This window comes from Pseudoalteromonas sp. 13-15, assembly GCF_001468205.2.
GTDB lineage: Bacteria > Pseudomonadota > Gammaproteobacteria > Enterobacterales > Alteromonadaceae > Pseudoalteromonas > Pseudoalteromonas marina.
Genome location: NZ_CP019162.1, coordinates 1,965,529 through 1,988,484, shown reverse-complemented (window position 1 = coordinate 1,988,484; position 22,956 = coordinate 1,965,529). Strand labels below are relative to the sequence as shown.

General features: G+C 39.3%; 17 protein-coding genes. 11 read left to right on the top strand and 6 right to left on the bottom strand.

Annotated features, from left to right (window positions below):
- The first annotated feature begins 20 nt into the window (after positions 1 to 20).
- Positions 21 to 878 carry a co-chaperone DjlA gene (djlA, locus tag ATS72_RS09245; protein WP_058429690.1) on the top strand — a complete coding sequence of 286 codons (858 nt, stop codon included), beginning with the start codon at positions 21 to 23 and terminating at the stop codon, positions 876 to 878.
- On the opposite strand, the gene ATS72_RS09240 is transcribed toward djlA, so the two are convergent.
- From ATS72_RS09240 to rapA, 3 genes are all read right to left on the bottom strand, one after another.
- On the bottom strand, positions 861 to 1,766 hold the full coding sequence (locus ATS72_RS09240; RefSeq protein ID WP_235591614.1) for a DUF3530 family protein: 906 nt from the start codon (positions 1,764 to 1,766) through the stop codon (positions 861 to 863). The two genes, djlA and ATS72_RS09240, sit on opposite strands and share 18 nt — an antisense overlap.
- A 118-nt stretch (positions 1,767 to 1,884) precedes the next feature.
- The gene (rluA, locus tag ATS72_RS09235) at positions 1,885 to 2,538 is read right to left on the bottom strand and encodes a bifunctional tRNA pseudouridine(32) synthase/23S rRNA pseudouridine(746) synthase RluA (RefSeq protein WP_058429691.1); all 654 of its coding nucleotides are present in this window, start codon (positions 2,536 to 2,538) and stop codon (positions 1,885 to 1,887) included.
- Positions 2,539 to 2,731: 193 nt separating this feature from the next.
- Positions 2,732 to 5,626, bottom strand: coding sequence for an RNA polymerase-associated protein RapA (gene rapA, locus ATS72_RS09230; protein WP_058429692.1), 2,895 nt, complete (start codon positions 5,624 to 5,626; stop codon positions 2,732 to 2,734).
- A gap of 307 nt (positions 5,627 to 5,933) precedes the next feature.
- On the opposite strand from rapA, the gene ATS72_RS09225 reads away from it, so the two are divergent.
- From ATS72_RS09225 to ATS72_RS09215, 3 genes are all read left to right on the top strand, one after another.
- A complete protein-coding gene (locus ATS72_RS09225) occupies positions 5,934 to 7,331 on the top strand; it encodes a PhoH family protein (RefSeq protein ID WP_058429693.1) in 1,398 nt (465 codons plus the stop codon).
- A 66-nt stretch (positions 7,332 to 7,397) separates the two neighbouring features.
- Positions 7,398 to 11,189 carry a PAS domain-containing hybrid sensor histidine kinase/response regulator gene (locus ATS72_RS09220; RefSeq protein WP_058429694.1) on the top strand — a complete coding sequence of 1,264 codons (3,792 nt, stop codon included), beginning with the start codon at positions 7,398 to 7,400 and terminating at the stop codon, positions 11,187 to 11,189.
- Positions 11,173 to 12,072, top strand: coding sequence for a diguanylate cyclase (locus ATS72_RS09215; RefSeq protein ID WP_010556592.1), 900 nt, complete (start codon positions 11,173 to 11,175; stop codon positions 12,070 to 12,072). Before ATS72_RS09220 ends, ATS72_RS09215 begins: the two co-directional genes overlap by 17 nt.
- Positions 12,073 to 12,109: 37 nt before the next feature.
- Here the strand turns inward: ATS72_RS09215 and ATS72_RS09210 are convergent, their stop codons facing one another.
- Positions 12,110 to 12,490 carry a DUF3192 domain-containing protein gene (locus ATS72_RS09210; protein WP_058429695.1) on the bottom strand — a complete coding sequence of 127 codons (381 nt, stop codon included), beginning with the start codon at positions 12,488 to 12,490 and terminating at the stop codon, positions 12,110 to 12,112.
- Between the two features lie 228 nt (positions 12,491 to 12,718).
- A complete protein-coding gene (locus ATS72_RS09205) occupies positions 12,719 to 13,663 on the bottom strand; it encodes a D-2-hydroxyacid dehydrogenase (protein WP_058429696.1) in 945 nt (314 codons plus the stop codon).
- 103 nt (positions 13,664 to 13,766) lie between these two features.
- On the opposite strand from ATS72_RS09205, the gene zntR reads away from it, so the two are divergent.
- The 4 genes from zntR to ATS72_RS09185 all read left to right on the top strand — a co-directional run bounded on the left by zntR (position 13,767) and on the right by ATS72_RS09185 (position 16,942).
- On the top strand, positions 13,767 to 14,177 hold the full coding sequence (gene zntR, locus ATS72_RS09200) for a Zn(2+)-responsive transcriptional regulator (RefSeq protein ID WP_058429697.1): 411 nt from the start codon (positions 13,767 to 13,769) through the stop codon (positions 14,175 to 14,177).
- On the top strand, positions 14,164 to 15,297 hold the full coding sequence (locus ATS72_RS09195) for an SO_0444 family Cu/Zn efflux transporter (RefSeq protein WP_058429698.1): 1,134 nt from the start codon (positions 14,164 to 14,166) through the stop codon (positions 15,295 to 15,297). Before zntR ends, ATS72_RS09195 begins: the two co-directional genes overlap by 14 nt.
- Before the next feature lie 159 nt (positions 15,298 to 15,456).
- A complete protein-coding gene (locus tag ATS72_RS09190) occupies positions 15,457 to 16,593 on the top strand; it encodes a 1-acyl-sn-glycerol-3-phosphate acyltransferase (protein ID WP_058429750.1) in 1,137 nt (378 codons plus the stop codon).
- A 103-nt stretch (positions 16,594 to 16,696) separates the two neighbouring features.
- Complete coding sequence (locus tag ATS72_RS09185) at positions 16,697 to 16,942, top strand: DUF1289 domain-containing protein (RefSeq protein ID WP_006793207.1); 246 nt, start codon at positions 16,697 to 16,699, stop codon at positions 16,940 to 16,942.
- On the opposite strand, the gene ATS72_RS09180 is transcribed toward ATS72_RS09185, so the two are convergent.
- On the bottom strand, positions 16,939 to 17,637 hold the full coding sequence (locus tag ATS72_RS09180; protein ID WP_058429699.1) for a transporter substrate-binding domain-containing protein: 699 nt from the start codon (positions 17,635 to 17,637) through the stop codon (positions 16,939 to 16,941). The two genes, ATS72_RS09185 and ATS72_RS09180, sit on opposite strands and share 4 nt — an antisense overlap.
- Positions 17,638 to 17,761: 124 nt before the next feature.
- Here ATS72_RS09180 and ATS72_RS09175 point away from each other — a divergent pair, with 124 nt between their 5' ends.
- Genes ATS72_RS09175 through ATS72_RS09165 form a run of 3 tightly spaced genes read left to right on the top strand, consistent with a single transcriptional unit; the run spans position 17,762 to position 22,920 of the window.
- A complete protein-coding gene (locus ATS72_RS09175) occupies positions 17,762 to 17,965 on the top strand; it encodes a DUF3283 family protein (protein ID WP_006793205.1) in 204 nt (67 codons plus the stop codon).
- Position 17,966: 1 nt separating this feature from the next.
- Positions 17,967 to 18,368 carry a GNAT family N-acetyltransferase gene (locus ATS72_RS09170; protein ID WP_008132419.1) on the top strand — a complete coding sequence of 134 codons (402 nt, stop codon included), beginning with the start codon at positions 17,967 to 17,969 and terminating at the stop codon, positions 18,366 to 18,368.
- Positions 18,369 to 18,393: 25 nt separating this feature from the next.
- Positions 18,394 to 22,920, top strand: coding sequence for an EAL domain-containing protein (locus ATS72_RS09165; protein WP_058429700.1), 4,527 nt, complete (start codon positions 18,394 to 18,396; stop codon positions 22,918 to 22,920).
- Positions 22,921 to 22,956 lie beyond the last annotated feature (36 nt).

Below are 22,956 nucleotides of genomic sequence, written 5' to 3'. Positions count from 1 at the left end.
TAATAGGAGTAGTCGTTTACATGTGGGGAAAAATACTCGGATTTTGTTTTGGTTTTATGTTTGGCAAAATTTTTGGTGCTATTTTAGGGTTATACCTTGGTCATTTATTTGATAAAAGCTTAAAAAATAATTTTGATAAGGCGGGTGGTTTTTCAAGTTTATTTAATGGTGATGATGTCCACGAGCGCCAAGCGCTATTCTTTTCAAGCTGCTTTGCAGTGATGGGGCATATTGCAAAGTCTAATGGCCGAGTAAGCGAGGTACACATTAAAGCCGCTAGCTTATTTATGGACGAAATGGGTTTGAAAGGCGAAGAACGCCGTGAAGCACAGCATGCTTTTCAAGCGGGTAAACAAAGCGACTTTTCATTAAAAGAAACCGTCTATGATTTTAAAGAACGCTTTGCTAAGCGTCATGACTTACTGCAATTATTTTTAGAAATACAAATTCAAATGGCGTTTTCTGATGGCGTTTTAGCTGACCAAGAAAAGCAGTTATTAAGTGAAGTAAGCAAGCAGTTAGGTATTTCTAAAACTCATTTTGCGTTTGTACTTAAACGCTATCAAGCTGAATTTAACTTTAGAAAACAGCAACAGCGTTACCAACAGCAGCAAGGGCAAAGTAGCAGTTATAAAGAAGGCTCAGGGCACCATGTACCCCCCAACAATAATATGAATCGTGCGCAAGCGCTTGGGCTTTTAGGACTTAACGATGGGGCAACCGAGCGGGAAGTAAAAGTAGCGTACCGAAAGTTAATGGCGCAACATCACCCTGATAAATTAGTATCGCAAGGTTTACCAAAACATATGATGGAATTGGCGGTTAAAAAAAGCCAAGACATTCAAGCAGCCTATGAGTATTTAAAAAAGGCGGCGTAAAAAGCCGTCTATTTCTTTTGTTAGCCGAGCATGTTGTTGAGGTTGATCACGAAGCCCAAATAACTGGCGCTGGCGGTAGTCAAACTTAGCGTTTCGGTTAACCCAGCGCTGGCGATTTTTTAAGTTAATTAAAATATCACGGTTGTCGCTGGCGTAATAAATATCTAAAAGTGCAGGCGTAACAAGAGACGTTGTTTGGCTTAAGCTTTTATTGCGCTGTGCATTGGGCAGATAGCTACTTACACTAATAAACGCATCAATACGCTCTTGTGGAAAGTCTGCATAGTACTCAGTTAAAACTCCTGCGCTGGTGCCTTGCGCAATTACAACGATATTAGTGGGTTCTTGCATCGCGGTTTGGTAAAGCGCTTTGTAGCGAGCAAGTAAATTTAGTTTGTAGTTATCGAGTATTTCGTCGCTGATGGCTTCAATGGCACCCACATGATGAGGCGCTTCATTTTTACTTGAAGCATTAGGCTGCTCTGATTCACTGTTGGCTTGACTCTCTGTTTCAGTGGCGGCACTTGGTGCTGTTTCTGTAGCTGGCTCAGCTATTTTACTCGCTTGCCAATCAATATCAGGGGTGGTCATTGCATAGGTGGTGTAGCCTAAATTGTTAAGCTCTTTGCGTAAGTAACTCATTCCAGCATTGTTGGTAGGGGCTGATTGCCAATCGGGAATAAGTAATACAACCCCTCTAAAATCAGCGCTCATGTATTCACTACGTAAACTTAAAAATTCAGTTTCACCTGCTAGCATTGTTTTTACTTCGTCGGTAGGTAAAAGGCGTTTAATATCGCTATTTTCAATACTTGATAAAGAAGGCGGGGCAATATGTTCTGCAGCCGTTGTGCAGAGTGCTAAAAGGGCTACACAGCTAAATGCCATGTAACATAGAATCTTTTTAAATAATTGCAAAAACACCATAACACGCTCAACCAATCGTCATTAGTTAGGTATCGGCATGCTTGTTTAAAAGTTTAATTTTCCTAAGTAATTGAGTCCATTAAAACTCGGGTTCTGCTTCAAAGGTCATTACTTGTTCGGTTACTGGGTGTTTTAGTTGCAACATTTGTGCGTGGAGTTGTAAACGCGGTGCGGCTGCAAGCGCCTCTTTATGAGCATAGAGTCGGTCACCTAAAATGGGGTGGCCAAGACTTAGCATGTGTACGCGCAATTGATGTGAACGCCCCGTAATTGGAGTGAGCTCTACGCGTGTGGCGTTTTCCTCTCGTTCAAGTACTTTGAAATGAGTGAGTGATGGCTTGCCATTTTCATGATCTACCATTTGCTTTGGGCGATTAGGCCAGTCGCAAATAAGGGGTAAATCAACCGAGCCATTGTTTTGTTCAAGCTTACCAAAAACGCGAGCTATATAACGCTTAGCGGTTTCGCGTTCTTGAAATTGCATACTTAAATGTCGGTGTGCAGCTTTATTAATAGCTAGGCAGAGTATGCCAGACGTTGCCATATCAAGACGATGAACAATTCTTGCGGTTGGAAATACACGATTAACGCGGTTAATTAAGCTGTCGGCATGCTTAGGATCTTTACCCGGCACGGTCAATAATTCGCTGGGTTTATTAACAATGAGCAAGTCGTCGTCTTGAAAAAGTATGGTTAAATACGGGTTCATTGGGGGATTGTAATTAACTAACACGGCCGACCTTAATGATTTTGAAGGACGCTATTTTAGGGTAGCAAGGGCAAAGGCTCAAGGAAAACATTGATAGCCTGTACGAAGGCTTCTAATTTATATACTTTTTTGAATATAAAAAAGCGCGGTATAAATACCACGCTTTACTTAGCTGCTGTTGTTTGCAATTTTTACTAACAACTAAAAGCTCAAAACCTTAGTGAGAAACCACGATTAAGCGAATTGCATCTAGTTGTAACTGCGCTTTTTCAATGTGTGCAGTTAGCTCGGTGCGTTGCTTATCGTAAAAAGTAATTTCTTCTTGGCGAATATTAGGGTTAATTTGCTTAAGCGCGCTTAATCGCTCTTGTTCTTCGCTAAGAGACGTTTGCATTTTAGCTAGCGACTGTGTTCGAATAACCTCGAGCTTTTCTTGTGCCATGTCTTTTGCAGTTGTGATCATAGGGTGAATTGCGCTTTGTAGCGCACCCGCAAGTTTACTTGCTGTTTGACGACCAACGGCTGAAAGCTGTTGGTTAAACCCGTCAAATGCGACGTTTTCGCCTAAGTTATTACTGGCTTTATCAAGCAATATACGAATAGGCGTTGGAGGTAAAAAGCGACCCACTTGTAATGCTTTAGGCGCCATTGCTTCGGCTACAAAAATAAGCTCAACAAAAAAGGTGCCCGCAGGGAGTTTTTTGTTTTTGAGTAAAGCAACCGATGCGCTACCAAAGTCATCATCACAAATCATATCCATCGTGCCTTGCACCATTGGATGATCCCAACTGATAAAATGTACATCTTCTTGCGAAAGAGCAGTATCACGGTCAAATGTCACTGTCATGCCGTCATCTTTAAGCGATGGAAATGATGCGCTTAACATATGCTCTGTAGGCTTTAATATAATTGTATTTTCGCCTTTGTCTTCTTGGCTTACACCAAAGGTGTCGAACACGTTAATCATGTAGCTGGGCAGCTCAAACTGGTTGTCGAGCTTTTCAATATCAGCAACTAATGAGTCGGCGGCGCCTTGCCCCGATGAGTGCAGTTCTAATAAACGATCTCGTCCACTTTCCATTTTTTTACGTAGCACAGTATTTTGCTGAGCTACTTGCTCAAGGAGTGGGTCAAGTTCGTCTTCATCACAGTTATGGGCTGAAATAAACTCGAGTAAGTCATCACGAAATTCTTTATACAATAGCTGACCAGTTGTTGACGTGGTTTCAAACGCATCAAGGCCTTCGTTGTACCAACGCAGTAACACTTCTTGCGCCGTATTTTCAAAGTATGGCACGTGAATGTTTACATCTTGTGTTTGCCCTATACGGTCTAATCGACCAATTCGTTGTTCTAGTAAATCGGGGTTTAATGGTAAATCAAATAACACTAGGTGATGTGAGAACTGAAAGTTACGACCTTCTGAGCCAATTTCTGAACACAATAATATTTGTGCGTTATCGTATTCGTCTGCAAAAAAGGCGGCCGCGCGGTCACGCTCTATAATCGACATACCTTCGTGGAAAACCGAGGCTTTAATCGCTTCACGTTCACGCAGTATTTGTTCAAGGCTAATAGCCGTTTCTGCCTTGGCACAAATAAGGAGTACTTTTTCGTGTTTAAGCGTTTTAAGTGTTTCGATTAACCAATCTACGCGAGGGTCAAAGGCACCCCAGCTTGCGCTTTCACCTTCAAACTCTTGGAATATTTTTTCAGGAAAAAGAGCACGATGCGCGCTCAGTTCAGCGTTTTGAATTCCACTCATGTTACCTAATACCGACATGGCCGTTTTGTATTGCTTTGGTAATGCCATTGGATAGGCATGCAATTTACGACTTGGGTAGCCATCAATGCCACTGCGGCTATTTCTGAACAATATACGCCCTGTACCGTGTCTGTCGAGTAGCATGTTAAGTATTTCTTTGCGCGCTGGTAAATCACCTTGCTGCGCTTTTTCAAGAATGACGGTAATGTCGGTTTCTTTTAATAGCTCAATTAGCGTTGTTTTTGCATTGTCGTCAAGAGCTTGCTCTTGCAATAACTGGTTTGCCGCTTGCGCTACATCTTTGTAATTGGCTTCTTCTTCTTTGAATACGTCGTAGTCGTAAAAACGGTCTGGGTCGAGCAATTGTAAGCGAGCAAAGTGACTGCTATGGCCTAGTTGATCAGGCGTTGCTGTAAGTAAAATAAGGCCCGGAATATCTTGGCTTAGCTCAGCCATGCGTTGATATTCAGTACTTGGTTTACCGTTATTAATGCTTAAGTGGTGCGCTTCATCAACAACTAATAGATCCCAATCAGCCAATGTGGCTTGTTCAAACCAGCGCTTTTTCTTGGTTAAAAACTCAAGGCTAGTAAGGACTAGCTGCTCTGTATCAAATACATTTGGCGAGTCGGCAAAGGCTTCGTCGCAACGCTCTTCATCAAAAATAGAAAAACGTAAGTTAAAGCGGCGTAGCATTTCGACTAACCACTGGTGCTGAAGGTTTTCAGGTACAACAATAAGTACACGGCTGGCGCGACCACTAATAATTTGCTGATGCAGTATCATGCCTGCTTCAATGGTTTTACCTAAGCCTACTTCGTCAGATAATAATACGCGTGGTGCAAAACGTTTACCCACTTCTTGGGCAATGTAAAGCTGATGCGGAATAAGGTTAGCGCGTTGGCCAATCAATCCTTTTATAGGTGATTGCTCGCGTTCAAATTTATGTTGCCATGTTTGGTAACGAAGCGTGTAACGATCAAAACGATCTACTTGGCCGGCAAATAAACGGTCTTGTGGCTTATTAAATTTTATAAAATGATCTAAAAAGGTTTCTTTTAACTTTGCTTCTTCGCCGTTATCAACACGGGTGCCTACATAGCAAAGTAACTCGCCTTGTACTTCAATAGATTCGACTTCTAATTCCCATTCTTCAACGCTTTTGATCACATCGCCTGGATTAAATGCCACACGGGTAACGGGTGCTTCTGCTGTAGAGTAAACACGGTTTTCACCACTGGCTGGAAATAATATGCTGACCTGACGGCCTTCAATGGCAACAACGGTGCCTAATCCTAAATCTGACTCTGTATCACTGATCCAACGCTGACCTAAGGAAAAATTCATGTATGTCTCGTCTATGATGAAAAAGGCGGCTATGTTACCTGTAAGCTAACACCACTGCAAGGCGCTATTTAGCTCACTTTTAATTAATTTTATAAGTGTTAATTATAAAGAATAAAACCGCCATTTTTTAACCCATTAAAAAGGTAAATAAAAACTAAATTCAGGTTGTAATAAAACGGACTTTTATGACAAATAGACTAAACTTTCAATATGCCTTGGCAATTAAGTATTGCAGGTTTTGATTTTTGCCCGTTTTACTTAGTTATTTTGGTATAGCATAAAAATCATAAAACGTAAGGAAAGTGCTATGGAAAAAGCTTCGAACCTTGAAAGTAAAATGTATGTGCTAGACACCAACGTACTCCTCCACGAGCCCCTCGCTTATTTGTCTTTTCAAGAACATAACGTGGTTATTCCGATGACCGTACTTGAAGAGCTTGATCATATTAAAGATAGAAAACACGATGTAAGCCGCGATGCCCGCGTTGCAATTCGTGGTTTAGATGAGGTACTCAAAAACGCAACCCCGGAACAAATGCTACAAGGTGTAGCCTTACCCAGTAATAAAAAAGCAAAGTCGAGCTCTGCCGGTACGCTCATTATTGTTAACGACCATTTATTCGCAGACTCAATTTCGGGTTTGCCAGGCAATGAAAACGACCATCGAATTATTAACTGTGCTGTGTATCTACAAAAGCAGCATAGCGATTCAAAAGTGATATTGGTTACCAAAGATATAAACATGCGCTTAAAAGCTAAAGGTGCAGGGCTTAAATATGTAGAGGATTACCGAACAGATCAGCTTATTGATGATATTAATTTGCTCACTAGCGGTTATAAAAAAGTAGAGGGTGATTTTTGGGAACATGTAGGGCAATGCAATACAGAGCAGCACGGGCGAGATACGTTTCATCATGTGCCTAAAAATTTAATACCCGATGTATTTTGTAATGAGTATTTACTTGACGAGAGTAATCACTTTGCAGCTAGGGTAAAGTCGTTTGATGATAAGCACATTACTATAAAAGATATTAGTGTTGAGCGGCTAATGCATCATCATGCATGGGGTGTTAAGCCCAAAAATATTTATCAGGGTATGGCGCTTGATGCATTACTTGATACTAGCATTGAGTTGGTGATTTTAACGGGTCCCGCTGGATGTGGGAAAACGTTATTAGCGCTTGCCTGTGCACTTGAGTTGGTTATAGAAAAAGGTATTTACGATAAAGTGCTTGTGACCCGAAATACCCCTGAAATTGCAGAGTCTATTGGTTTTTTACCCGGTACGGAAGAGGAAAAAATGGCGCCGTGGCTCGCTGCTATTACCGATACGCTAGAAGTACTCCATAAAGGTGACGAGAACCCAATATCGAGCCGAAATTACATCATGGAAAAGGCCAATGTACAGTTTAAGTCGGTTAATTTTATGCGTGGGCGCAGTATTCAAAATGCGGTGGTAATTTTAGATGAAAGTCAAAATTTAACAGCGTCTCAACTTAAAACCATTATTACTCGTTGCGGAGAAGGCACCAAGCTCATTTGCACCGGTAATTTAGCGCAAATAGACAGTAATTATTTAACGCCAGTTACATCAGGTTTAACCTACATAGTGGAGCGTTTTAAAAACTTTGAAGGTAGTGCAACTATAAATCTTAATGGTGTTGTAAGGAGTCGGTTGGCTTCATTTGCAGAAGAGAATTTATAACTTGCGCTTAACTATTTGGCTCGATAGTCTAATGATTGATTTTCGGGCCAAATGGCAGACTGCACGTTGAATTTTTTACCTCTCAAACATTATTATCGCTCTTTAATTGTTGCCCTGTTGGTGCCTTTAATCGTTGCTTTTTTACTGTGTTTACATCTTTACAATATCAAGCTTGAGCGCACAGTAGAAAAACGTGACGCTGATTTTCTTAATATATCCGCCCAAATAAATCATGGCATGCAATCAATCAGTGATTTAATGGCTAATATGCTTAACTTATACGAGCAGCCTGCACTGAGTCTTGCTAATCGTAATTTATTTGAAGGTATTAATCAGTATGAAGGTTATTACTATCGCCATTTTACTCAACAAGGCACCGAGATTGTAGGTAAAGGGGATTTTAATCTTTCACCAAATGAACTTTCAAAGTGGCAACAGTTAGTTAAATTAGGTCCTTCGTTTAATACAACTCTGGCACTTATGCAGTCGCTTAGCGCCGTTGCGTATGTTGATGAAAATGGCGCTGCATTTGTAGCGAGGCGTAATAAGAGCAAGAGTTTATTACTAACAGAGATTCTTGAAGGGCGATTTAAACCAGACTTTTCAGGCAGCCTTTTATCTTCAAGCCCGATTGTAAATATAGACGGGAAGGCTTACTACTCAATCGGACGCCAGCGAGAACTTGGCTCGCGTGATTATATTATCGTTATTTACGATGTGGAGGTTATTTCTGCCTGGCTAAAAAAAGTTACGCCAAATCAGGGAGAATATATATTTGTTAATCGGTTTGATCAGGTTGTTGCAAGCACAAAAAATGCAATAGCTGAGGGGATCACACTTAAAGAATACTGGCCTGAAATGGCGGCATCACAACAAAAATTAACGGTGTTAACCAGTGGCACAAACTTTTTTATGCAGCCAAAAAGCAACCTCCCAATACATGCTGCATTTTATGAGTCTAAATCCGGTTTTGTAAATGTTATTCGGTATGAAATTTTACTCGAGTTTACATTTTTAACGCTGTTTCTAAGTTTAATGTTTTGTGTGTTCTTTTGGTTAAGTCAGCGCATATTTTTAAAACCTATGACACATCTCATGCATTACTTAGAGCAAAGCAATAGCGACAACAGAAAAGAGTCTAATTATCAAATCCCTATTAATTGGCAGCCATGGTTCACTAAAATAAAACTAGTATTTGCTAAAAACAGACAACTAGTCGATTCGCTGCAAGATGTAAACCGAGAGCTTGACGAAAAGCTTCAATTGCAATCAGAAAAACTAACACGCAGTTATCAAGCTAAAGAGCGACATTTAGCTTTACTAAACACAATGTTAAACAGTGTTCCTGACTTTATATATTTTAAAAATATTGATGGGTCTTTTTTAGGGTGTAACAAGGCGTTTGAAGCTTACATTGGATGCGATCAAAGCGCGCTAGTGGGTAGGCGTATACAAGATATAACGGACGAATACGAACAAATAAGTATTCTTGAAAAACAGGTTTTACAAAATCGCAGTAATGTTCAGCAACGCGTTGATACAGATGATAAGTCTTACCAACTGACGATTGCGCCTTTTTACAATGAGCAGCAGCACTTGTTAGGCACAATGGGGATCGGTAGAGATATAACAGAACAGCAGCAAACTTTACATGCACTAAAAGCGTCTGAGTCTAAATTTAGAAGTGCTATTGAATTTGCTGCAAACGGTGTTGTGCTTCTTTCGCTTGATCAGACTATATTGCAGGTAAACAAAGCAGCAAGAAAACTATTTACTGAGCAAGATGTGTTGGTAGGTGAGCAACTTAAACTACTATTTGATGATAGTCAGTGGCAAGAAATTAAAACAAGATTAGCTCAGCTGCTTGATGATAAGAAAGAGGTTTATCATTTAACATTAGCACGAGGAAATTTGACTAGCTGGCTTCAACTCAGTGTATCGCTCGTGTGGGATGAAAAGCGAGATCCTTCGTATTATGTTATCCACTTACAAGATGTGAGTGCATTAACTAAAGCTAAGCACAATGCTGAGCGCGCAACCCTTGCTAAAAGTCGCTTCATTGCTAACTTAAGTCATGAAATACGTACCCCTTTGAATGCGGTGTTAGGTTTGCTTGACATGCTTATAGAGCAAGGGCTTACGCAAAGACAAATTCAGCAAACTGATCAAGCTAAGCAAGCTGCGCAAAGTTTACTCTTAATGCTCAACCGCATGCTCGATTTTGCCAGAGTAGAAAGCGCACAGGCTGAGTTAAAACTAGCCCCATTTACGGTTGTGGAACTTGTTGATATTTGCGATAGCTTAACAGGGCCCTTGTGTGAGCAAAAAGGGGTTGAATTTATTATTGATGTTGACCCTTTAATTGCACCTAGTTTGATTTGCGATAGCATAAGACTACAGCAGGTGTTGGGTAATTTATTAACTAATGCTGTTAAGTTTACTCACAATGGCAATATTACCTTAAAAATGGAGCTAATTGAGGGAGATAGTACCGAGCAAGCGATCTGTTTTAGTGTAAAAGATACTGGCAGCGGGATTAATGAGGCTGACCAATTACGTTTATTCGATGCCTTTACACAAGGTGATGAATCATCAACACGCGCCCATCAAGGTGTAGGGTTAGGGCTGGCTATTGTAAAACATGCTGTATCGCTCATGGGCGGCGAGATAGCCGTAAACAGTGAAAAAGGCCTTGGTTGTGAGTTTTATTTCAGCATTAGTTTACAGGTAGACGATACAAAAAATCAGCTGTTGCCTGTTGATGCTCTGGCTATTATATCCCAGCGAAGCCGAGCTTTAAAACGCGCTGTAGCAGCCTATTCAGAGTTAACCAGTATTGACTTAGATGAAGCATTGAATTACCCAATCAAGCTTTCGGGATGTAATCAGCTCATTGTTGATGAAGCTGATTTACCTGAGCTATTAAGTGTAAAAGCAATATATGACTCGCTTACTTCACACGCTGTATCGGTCATTATCGTTAATCATCAGCTAACCTTTAGTTCATCTATGAGTAAAGGCTTATTAGCGCAGCATGTTAAAGCATCTGCACTTGGGCAGCGATTATTTGATTTAAGTAGTGGTTTTGCATTAAAGCAAATTGCAAGTGACGCTAATATACAGGCACAGCAACCGAGTAGAGAGGTGTCAGGTTTACTGATCTTGGCAATTGATGATAATAAACTAAACTTAGAAATTATAAGTAGTGTTTTAGAAAAAGCTAATGTAAATGTTGTAACCTCAACCAATGCATCTGATGGTATGGAGCTGCTACAAGTTTTAAAACCAGATCTGATTTTAATGGATGTGCAAATGCCGCATATAGATGGTTGTCAAGCTACTACGTTGATTCGTCAACAGTTTGACGATAAGCAATTGCCTATATTTGCATTGACAGCGCATTGTGAGCCTGCGGATATAGAGCGTTCGTTAAAATGCGGTATGAATAAACATTTAACAAAGCCCGTTGTAGCAAAAGTACTACTTGATGCTATTGCAGATATGCAGATCACTAAAACGGTATTTTTTGATAGGGCATTTGCCTTAGCTCAATTTAGCGCTGATGAGGCGTTACTTAATACTATGATTGATAAATTTTCTAGCCTATGTGAGACCCAATTACAACAAATTGACGAATGTACTGTTAAAGGTGAATTGGTACGTTTAGTGCATAGTATCAAAGGAGTATCGGGTAACTTGGGTTTTAAGCGGTTATCGTCTTGTGCGCTTCAGTGCGAACAAAGTCTTAAAGCAACCAATGACCCTGAAGATCAAATCATAAAAGAGCTTATTATGCAGTTGAAGCAGGTTATTGTATTTATTAGAGGTTTGGAGGCGGTGGATGTCAAAAAAAGCTAAAGTGCTTGTAGTTGACGACGATCCACTTAACAGGTTAGTGCTTGAAAAAACGTTGTGTGAAGAGCATGACGTGTTTTTAGCTAAAAGTGCAGAAGAGGCACTCGCTTTTGTAAGAACTACACAGTTTGATTTGATTCTGCTTGATATTGTAATGCCCGTTATGAACGGCTTTGAGCTTATTGTTAAGTTAAAAGAAAATCCTATTACCCAGGCTATTCCAGTTATTTTTATTTCTGCTAATCAAGAGCATGCTGATGAATCAAAAGGATTAGAGCTAGGCGCGATGGACTATATTACTAAGCCATTCAGCGCTTCTATTGTTAGAGTGCGAGTACGAAATCAATTACTGATAAAACAAAAAAACGATTTACTTGAAATGTTAGCGTCCATTGATGGATTAACCGAAATACCCAACAGACGCTACCTTGATGAAAATTTGTCTCGAGAGTGGCGAAGAAGTAAACGAGGGGGCTCGGTGCTATCTGTACTGCTAATGGATATAGATTACTTTAAACGATACAACGACACATATGGCCACAGAGCCGGTGATGAATGTTTAAAAAAAGTAGCACAATCTTTATTGGCACAATGTAAACGTGGAAGTGACTTTATTGCCCGCTACGGTGGGGAAGAGTTTGCGGCTATTTTACCTGATGTATCTAAAGAGGAAGCAATTGCGTTTGCAAATAAGCTTAGAAGCGCTGTAAACAAATTAAATATAGAACACAAAACATCGTTAAATGCACAATGTATAACTATCAGTATTGGCGTTGCAACCATGGAAAATGGCCGCTCAACCTCAGAGCATTCATTATTAGAAGAAGCTGACTTAGGGTTGTATGAAGCAAAAGAGGCTGGCCGTAATAGAGTGGTCGCTCACTAACAAAATAGGCCAGTAACGTTACTGGCCTTTTTGTATTTTAGTGGCTAACCATATTTAATGCGCTGTCACCAATACCGACAAGTTTATCGTTTTTGAATACAAGTGGCGTACACTCATCTTTAGTCATTTTACCATCAGAATGAATGCTATGAGTTGCATAAAATAAAACTTGATACAGATCATCCCCTTTTTTTAGTAACTCGGTAAAATTAGGGGTTTTAAGTGTTGTTAATACCGACTGGTAGCTGCTATCCATTTTTAATTCAGAAATCGCTTCGCGATTATTTTTGTGCTTAGTTTGCCAGCTAGTTGAGTCATTACCTGCCCAGTGCGTTTCTGCTTCACCATCAGATACGGCGATAACACAACCCGTTAAAAATGGAGTAATAAGTGCCGCTGCTAGTAGAGATTTATTCATTTTTGTATGTACCTTAATCATTTTTACTTAATTATTAATGATAGTAACGCAAAGTATACGCCAAGTTTAAATTTTATTTATAATCAATTACTTACGTTGTGTGGGGTATTTCGTTAATTTTAAAAAATAAAAAAATTAGTAAAAACAGCCACTTTTTGGTTTATTTAACCCAAGCAATGATTAAGGTATTTACTATTCAGAGCTCAGGTTACTTCGCTAATGCGAGTATTAAACTAAGCGGCTACGAGACTCCCCTTGCTTGAACGCTTTAATATTTAAACTTACCTCTTTGACTAATCGCACAATTGATTCGGTGCTTGCCCACGCAATATGCGGCGTTAGCAATAGGTTATTCCCTTTATAATTTGCCAGCGGATTTGAAAGCTCAGCAGGTTCTTTTGTTAATACATCAACGCCTGCGCCAGCAATTATATTTTGCTCTAGTGCACTGGTTAAATCCGCCTCATTAATAATACCGCCTCGTGCTGTGTTAATTATGATGCAGCTTGGTTTCATTACTTTAAATTCGTTTAAGGTAATTAGATTGCGCGTTTCTTCTGTTAACGGACAGTGCACACTAATTATGTCTGCGGTTTTTATGGCTTCGTCAAAAGGCGTTCTGCCATCACGACATGGTGCGCCTTTGCGCTCAGACATAACTACATTTGCACCAAAAGCCTCGGCTACATTTGCAACAGCGTGTCCTAGTGTACCACCGCCTATGATTGTTAGTGTTTTGCCTTGTAAATCATTAAAACTGTAGTCAAGACGGCAAAACATTTCACTTTTCTGCCAAGCACCTTGCTGACAATCAGCTTGATATCGGTGTGTATTACCTAGCAGGTTTGTGATTAAAGAGAAGGTATGTTGAACAACCGAAGGTGTTGAATAACCTGCAACGTTTGTAACTGCAATGCCGTGATCTTTTGCAGCCTCTAGATCAACATTATTAGTTCCCGTAGCACTCACGCATATTAGTTTTAGATTTTTTAGTTGGCTAATTGTTTCGCGGTTTAACACGACCTTATTGGTAATTAAAATATCAGCCCCTTGGCTATGCTCAACAACTTGCTCAGGGCTAGTAAGTTCGTAGGTTTTAAGGCTCCCTAGTTGCTCTAAACAGGCAAGTGATGTATTTGCTAATGTGGCGTTATCGAGAACAGTAATTTTCATGATGTGTCCTAATTAAATAAAATAAATTTTAATACTTGACCTTGGTGTGTGCTCTAAGGTTTATAGTTGGCATCAGTTGAGAATATACTCATTGGAGAAACAAATGAAAATAGGTGAGTTTGCAAATCAGTTAGGTGTCTCAACAGATACCCTAAGATACTATGAAAAACACAATTTGTTAACGCCATCAAGTCGAACCGAGGCAGGTTATCGCGATTATGATAAGGCAGCTCTCAAACAAATGAAGTTTATTTTGCGTGCTAAAAATGTTGGTTTTAGCCTGTTAGAGATCAGCGAGTTACTGCAAATTAAATTTAAAAAACACCAGCATTCGTGCCATGAAGTGAAAGATTTAACGATACAAAAACGCGATCTAGTTGCAGAGCGTATTGCTGAGCTAACACGTTTTCATCAATCGCTATCGATACTGGCAGATAAGTGCTGTGGTGGACAAGAACCCGCTTATAACTGTTCAATATTAACAACCTTGGAGGACATCGATGGACTTACTTAATAATTTTTGGCAGTTATTTTTATTATCTGCCCCTTGGTTAATGCTTGGTTTGCTGATTGCTGGGTTATTAAATGTATATTTACCGGCAAATTTTTTAAATAAACATTTAGGTAAAGAAGGCTTTTTGACCACAGTGAAAGCGGCTTTAATTGGTGCGCCAATGCCTTTGTGTTCATGTGGTGTTATTCCTGCTGCAATAGGATTGAGACGCGCCGGTGCTTCAAAAAGTGCCACGACTGCGTTTTTAGTGTCGACGCCTGAAACAGGGGTTGATTCTGTTTCAGTATCGTATGTGTTATTAGGTCCGTTTATGTCTATTATTCGTCCCATAGCTGCTATCTGCAGTGCTATTGTTGCAGGTGTGTTAGTTGGGCGAGATACCGATAGGCTGCAGACTAAGCCAGCGGCAGGTGCTCAAACAAAAACCAGTTGCTGTGCGTCTAAAACGGCAGAGCCTGAAGTTCAAACCAGTTGTTGTGCGTCTAAAACGGCGGAGCCCAAAGTTCAAACCAGTTGTTGTGATAAACCAAACAAGGCATTACAAAGTCAATGGCAGAAAGTACAACAAGCGATAAGTTTTAGCTGCAATAAACTTCTGTCGGATACCATGGTCTGGTTAATGATTGGTTTATTCTTTGCCGCGTTGGTACAGACCTATGTTCCAGAGTCATTTTTAACACAGTGGGGCAGTGGCATTGTTGCCATGCTCGTGGTGATTTTGATCAGTATACCCATGTATATTTGTGCCACTGCTTCTACGCCTATTGCTGCAGGCTTGTTATTGAGTGGAGTATCGCCTGGAGCGGTGTTAGTGTTTATGCTCGCAGGGCCGGCAACAAATATTGCTACGTTAGGTGTTGTAGCTAATGAGCTTGGCAAGCGTGCTGTATTCGCTTATTTGACAGGGGTTATTGGGGTTGCATTGATTTTTGGGTTTTTAACGGATTATTTAGTAACTGAGTTTGGGTTTGTTGTTTCCCCGCAACTAGGTGAAGAGCATCAGGTGCTTCCATATTGGCTAAGCTTTATTTGTGGTGTAATTTTAATCGCACTTATTCTGCGTTTAGTTGTCATAGCATTACAAGCAAAGCGAAAGGTAACTGGTAAGAGCATTACTTAATTATTTGTTATATATGTACTTTTTAGAGTGCTTGTTAGTTTTTATAAAAATGCAATAGCCTGACTTAGTTCGCATTTCAGTTTGCCTGAGTTATACTCAAACCAATAAAACAAACGGTACGTATTTTACGTGCCGTTTTTTAACTTTATAGATGCAGTAATGAGTGAATTAGAAGACAAGTACGCAGACATAAGACCTTACAACGACAATGAGGTTAACGCATCATTAGCGCGTTTAATGAGTGATGATGCATTTATAGATGTCATTGCTAAGTATAACCTACCGCGCTTTCTATCAGCAATGCCATTTATTGCCCGCCCATTGGTAAGAAGCCAACTACGCAAAAAGTGGGGAAAAGTAACGAGCGTTGAAGATGTTCAAAATGAAGTTGCTAAGTATTTAGATAAACTTATAAAACGCACCACGTCTAAAGTCACCTTTTCAGGTTTAGATAAATTAGATCCTAATCAAGCTTATTTATTTGTTTCTAACCACCGCGATATAGTGCTTGATCCTGCGCTTGTTAACTGGGGGTTATACCAACATAAAATGAAAACGGTACGAATAGCTATTGGCGATAATTTACTGCAAATACCCTACATAACAGAGCTGATGCGTTTAAATAAAAGCTTTATTGTTAAGCGCTCAGCTAAAGCCCCTAAAGAAATGCTAAAAGCCCTTACGCAATTGTCGTCGTATATTTATGACTCATTAATGGGCGGGCACTCCATTTGGATTGCACAAAAAGAAGGGCGCGCTAAAGATGGCTTTGATCAAACCGATCCTGCATTACTAAAAATGTTGCAACTTAATGGCCGTAAGCAAAAGAAAGAGTTTGGTGAATACATTAAAGAGTTAAAAGTTGTGCCTGTGTCTATTTCTTATCAATATGAGCCATGCGCTATAGCAAAAGCTAAAGAGCTTTATCATAAGCAACAACATGGTGAATATGTTAAGTCGGTGGGTGAAGATATTTTAAGCATCGTTGAGGGCTTTAGTACGGCAAAGGGCCATGTTCATTTAGCTTTTGGGCAGCCTATTGAGTCACAATGCGATAGCGCTGAGGAACTTGCTAACACTATTGACCAGCAAATAATAGATTCATTTTACTTACATCCAGGCAATTATATTGCTGGTGGTTGTAAAGAGTCGGTAATTAACTCTCCAGATACGGCAACATTTGAACAACGTATTGCGCAGGTACCTGAAGAGCTTAAGCCACTTGTATTGGCTATGTATGCAAAACCATTTCATCGTAAAGCACAAATAAATGTTAAAAGCCCTGAATCGCTTTAGCATTAAGTAAATAAAGTAAAAAGTAGCAATAGTATTGCTACTTTTTTTTTGTTTAAAAATAACGCTATACTGCAAGTATGACCTTAACTAAGCGGTGTATGCTATGCAACAAATTGAAATATTTGATATTCCAAGTCCTTGTAAAAGTATTTGCTTAGTTAACAATAGAGGGTATTGCAAAGGGTGTTACCGTAGTCGTGACGAGCGATTTTTATGGAACTCTTTAACCAATGCACAAAAGAAAAAAGTTTTGAGCCTATGCCAGCAACGCTACAAGCGATATCTACTTAAAAAACAGCAAGCTGAAAGTGCAACTAACACGACAAAGCAGCACGGATTCGATTTTTAATCATACATATTGTATTTAGCTTTAAGCGCATAAGCCGTGCCATTGTTATGAAGTTTATTAAGTGCCACTTCTAAGCCTTCAATTAGATGCGCATTTTGTTTGTTTAAGTAATGATAAACAGGTGTTACACGTAGTGTCTCTTTTTGGTAGCAAACATCAGGATGCTGGATTGGTAGACTGTCAGATGCAAAATCGAGTAGCAATATACCTTTTACTTTTTCTTGAGTAAGCAGGTTTAGTTGCGTACTTATATTTTTTACTTCAATTACATTACCATCAAATTGCGTATTTTTTATGTACTGTGCTTGTATGGGGCAATCAGCTAAAATAGCGACGTTATCGAGCCGGTTTAATATGCTTTGCTGGCAGTTTTTATACAGTATTAATTTAAACTTGAACAATGGGTAGTTAACAGGCAGCAAATTAGGAAAATCTACCTCTATACTGTTGTCTCTACCCAACTGTCCGTCTAGTGTGCCATTATTAGCAGCGCGAAGAGCATTTTGGGGATTAAAATCGATAAGGTGTATTTCGTAGCCTATGTCCTTGTAGGCGAGTGTAAGAAGCTCAAGAACATAATTTGCTTGCGGTACGTTATCAGGGCGGTTAAATGTGAGCGTGTTTTGATTGCTAAAACATGCCGTGCTCAACATAAAACACGTTAATAGAAACAATACACTAAAGCGGCTTTGCATTATCATTTCCAATTACTGCTGAGATAAATTAATAAGAGGCGTATAATAGCAAGGTGCTTGCTTTTTGCCCAGCACTGCAAGCTATGTATTACACCCTAAGCCATATAAAGAATGAGGAAATCCTGTGAGTTTTAACCTATGTTTATTACCACGTGAAGATAAGTACCAAATCCAGCTCGACTATGAAGCCTCATTTTGGGCATACCAAATTAAGCGTAATAAAAAAACACGCGAGCAAGTTTATAATACAATCCATAGCCGTCCAGTAGCAGAGCAAACGGTATTAAAACAAAAATTTGAGCAATATTTGGCACTAATGCTTAGTTAAAATGTATACCACCCAATTATTAGATAAAGTAAAAACACCCTTAGTAAATAAATTTTACAAACTACATGGGGCTAGCGGGCGCGCTAATAAGCAAGATCAAGTATGGGTTATATACTTAGATGAGCAAATAGTGGCTGCATGTAGGGTGCAACATAAATCCAATTTTTTGTTTTTATCCACGGTTTATGTTGCTAAAGAACATCGCTCAAAAGGGCTAGCAAAGCAATTAATAACTGATCTTTTGAAGCATCAACACATGCATGTTTATACCTTTGCATTTAAAAACATAGTCGATTTATACCTCAGTATTGGTTTTAACCAAGTGTTAACATATACTGCTGATCTACACGTACTTTTTGATATGTATAAGCACCGCAATATTGTCGCACTAGAGTACCCATAAAAATAAAAAACCATATGGAATGACCATGAGTAAGGGCGTTAATTGGATTTTAAGTTGCTGCTTAGTTTTAATAACTATAGTGAGTTGCCAGGCTGGTGCACAAGTTAAGCGTTTATCACCCAGTGAAGGCCTATCACAAAGTTACGTTAATACCATACTCATTGATAACAACGGGTATTTGTGGCTTTCTACCGAAGGGGGGTTAAACCGTTACGATGGGTATCAAGTAACCCCGATTAATGGCCCAAATGGAGAGCTAGAAGAAGCAATTATTGACAGAATATACCAAGACGTAGACGGTTATATTTGGATTGCCTCATTACTCGAGGGTCTTTTTAGATATGATCCAGCCACAGATACTTACAAGCAATTTTTAAGTCCTCCAAGCAACGAAGAGCAAATTTTTAATCAATCAGTATTTACCATGCTAGCGGCTGATTCAAAAACACTATGGATTGGACGAGGTCGAGATTTTGCGAAGCTCGATATTCAAAGCGGTGTGATTGAATCTGTTTTTGAGCTGCCTAAAGAATACAAAAATACATTAGTAAGAAGCTTGTTTCATTATAACGGTTACATTTTTATAGCGACCTCTCACGGTGCTTACGTTCATGATATTGCTAATGATCTAACTCGTCCATTACAGCATTTAAAAGGTGAGGCGGCGCATGTTTACCAAAATAATGTTAAGTCGTTTGAGCTGGGTGAAAATAACCAGTTATTAGTCGGTGCGGTTAAAGGTATGTATCAGGTTGATATTAGTGATTTACCAAGCATGTTTGAACGTCCCGACATTGCATTCAAAAATAAAGTATTACTTGCCGACCTAAATGTGTGGAAAATAGAGTACAACCAAGGTGAAATCGATCTTGCGACAGACAAAGGGTTATTCAAGTTTGATTTAAACAGTGGTGAGTTAATAAAAAATACACGAATCACTCAAAGTAAATATACCTTAGCCGACACCAGCATTATTGATATGGCCAAAGATAAGTCTGGTGGTGTATGGGTGGCCACAAAAAGTGATGGTGCCTTTTATCTATCAAAAGATACGTATCATTTTAACAATGTTGATGGCAGTGTGCTGGGTGGCGCAGGTTTATCTCACCATTCAATATGGGGAATAACCGAATTTAACGAAAAGCTCTGGCTTGCAACCAATAATGGCTTAACTGAGGTTGATTTAAAAACCAATACCAGCAAAGTATATTTAAAAGATTATAAAGCTGACGCTTACACACGCGAGTTTAGTGTTTGGCAAATTATGCCCTATAAAAATATGCTTTGGCTTAATACAAATCGAGGCTTGTATATTTTTGATCCAAATACGTACCAAGTCACTGAGCCTAAAACAAAAAATGCGGCAAACCAAGATCATATCGCAGGGTGGGTACACGGTGTTGCTTTAATGCCAAATGGCGATTTATATTTTATGCATCGTGACCATGGCGCGTTTGTTTATAACATAGACACTAAAATTGTGACACGATTGGGCGGTGAATTGGCACAATTTAACCCTTTTTTAGCGCATGGTTTTTTACCCGCTTTACCAAATAAGCCTGATTGGCCACTCTTTTTTAATGCCGGTATTTTATATCAATTAAACCCTAACAACCTAGCGTTAGAAATGATTTATAAAGTACCCAAACAACATGAAAACGTTGCAATTAGTGTGCTTTCATACGTAATTGATAATAACAACGTGTTATGGATCTCTCTTTCTAACTTTGGCTTAATTGGTATTGATTCATCAACGTATGAACACCTTCATACTATTGATCTTGATAAGAATAAACTAGGTACATTACTTTACAGTATGGTGCTTGACGACGACGGTATGATTTGGATGAGTAGCCATAAAGGAATATGGCGTTTAAATCCAGAAACGCTCCACTTTCAGCAGTTTAGTACAGCCGAGGGGCTTTTATCGGCTGAATTTAATAGCTCAGCAATGGCGCAGCTTAACGATGGCCGCATTGTATATGGGGGGTTAAAAGGAATAACGTATTTTCATCCAATGGAAAACCAAAGTTATAAGCCGCTTATAGAGCATGTAAATATAACGCGGGTAAATTTAATGTCCCGAGAGTTATCTCGCGATTTAAGGCAACCTCTGAATGAAGTCGTTTTAAACCACGATGATATTGGTCTTGAAGTGGCTTTTTCTGCAATGGCTTTTAGTAATCAAGAACGTATTATTTATGAGTACCAGCTTGATAACGGGCAAAAAACCTACGCAAGAAATAATAACCGAGTACTATTTCCTAAGTTAAACCCAGGTAGTTATACATTAAAAGTGTGGGCTAAAGACCCCTTAACGGGAATTTTTACCAAGCCAGCTACATTAAAAATAAAGGTTAAATACCCACTTTGGCGTGCGCCTTATTTTATGGTGTTATACGGCGCTTTATTTTTATTTTTTATTGCCATGTGGGTTAAGCGACGTAATAAAATTCAACGTATCTTATTGGCTGCGCATAAAGAAAGTAAAGACAGTGAGTCCCGTTTAAAGCTTGCCCTTGAAGGCAGTGAGTCTGGCGTATGGGATTGGCAGTCAAGTAATCCAAGTATTTACCAGCCTCGTTTAAGTAATGAGCTGGGTTATAAACACGATACTGTAAGCCTTGATGAATACTTGGCTAAAATACATCCGCAAGAGAAACAACTATTTCGTTTAGAGTGGTTAGAGTTTTTGTCGACCGATAAAGGCTACTTTAACTGCACATACCGTGTTCGCCATGCCAAAGGCTATTGGCGTTGGTATAAAGACTTTGGCAAAGTGGTTGAGTGGGATGAAAAAACGCCTCAAAAAGTAGCGGGTACATACACTAACATGACCCGTGAAATGGTATTTGAAGAGCACGCACGCTTATTTACTGCTGCATTTGAACAAACTCGTGATTGGGTTTTTATTCTCGATAAAAACTTTAATGTTCGTGCATCTAATAAATCACTTCAAACCGCTTTTAACTTTGCTGCAGAGCCCATTTCAAGCAGGGCGTTAAACTTAGGTATGTCGCCTAAAAGCCGTGTTGATTACTTACGTATTATGAAAAAGCTCTCAGAAGGGGAGCATTTTTCTTGTGAAGATATGGTACGCCTTCACAATGGAGAGTCGCGCCATGTGCTAGTTAAAATAAGTGCGGTTGCTGATACAGAACAACGCTTAAGCAGCTACGTGATTATTTTAACGGATATACATGCACAAAAACTGGCAGAGAGTGAACTGCACCAACTCGCTAACTTTGATGTGTTAACCGGCTTACCAAATCGTACGTTGTTTAATGATAGAGTTGAGCATGCCCTTGAGCAAGCCCAAAAGCACTTATGCAAAGCTGCGCTTTTACATATTAATATTAAGCGCTTTAAATATTTTAATGATTCATTAGGCCACGAAGTCGCCGATGAACTTATTAAAAAAGTTGCAGAGCGATTAAAATGCTCACTACGTTCATCAGACAGTATTGCACGATTTGGTGGTGATGAATTCGTGGTCCTGGTTGAAGATATTCACCAAATAGAAGAAGTATTACTTATTTGTACCAAACTTATGGATTGCGTGAATCAAAATATAAGTATTAACGACCAAGTAGTGAATATTAATTTAAGCATTGGTGTTGCTATTTCTCCTGATGATGCAACACAAAGTGGTGCCTTAGTGAAGGCGGCAAACATTGCGCTCTATCATGCCAAAGGTGCGCTTGAAAGTAATTATCAATTTTACAAACAAGAAATGAATCAGCATGTTCAAAAAGCCCTTCATTTAGAATCACAGTTAACAAAAGCTTATCAAGAGCATGAGTTTTGTAATTACTACCAACCTATTATAAATGCTCACACACATCAAACTGAAGGCTTTGAAGTATTACTTCGCTGGCCTGAAAATAAGCGAATCCAAACACAGGAGTTTTCGTTGGCGGCTGAAGGTGTTGGTTTAATAACTAAAATAATGCTACAAACCTTTGGCAGAGCATTAAATGAGCTTAACGAATGGCGAAAAGCATCTCCTGATTTGTATTTATCGATTAACTTATCGGCATTAGATTTTGAATTTATAGAACTTGTGCCAGAGATTAAAAAAGCGCTTATCAATGCTAACGTGCCATCAGAGGCTATTGTATTTGAAATAACAGAATCTATTTTAATGCGTGACTCAAACCTTGCACTGCAAAGTATGAAAAAGCTAAAAGAGTTAGGCTGTAAACTCTATATGGACGACTTTGGTACCGGCTATGCATCGCTGACTTACTTAAAGCGTTTTCCTATAGATGTGCTTAAGATTGATCGAAGTTTTGTCCAAGACATCGGCATTGATTCTGATGATGAGGCAATTATTGAATCAACACTCACATTGGCACACAGTTTAGGCAAAGAGTGTGTGGCTGAGGGCGTTGAAAGCCTGCAGCAGCTTCTGTTTTTAACCGCGTTAGGGTGCAAGCATTTTCAGGGCTATTTATTTAGTAAGCCTGTTCCAAGTGAAGATGTACCAGCGCTCATAGTACGTGACTGGCAAGATATTTTTAGTAGTAACCTACACGCAGATCATAGATAAGCGGTCATAAATATCAAAAATAGTGTTATTATTCCT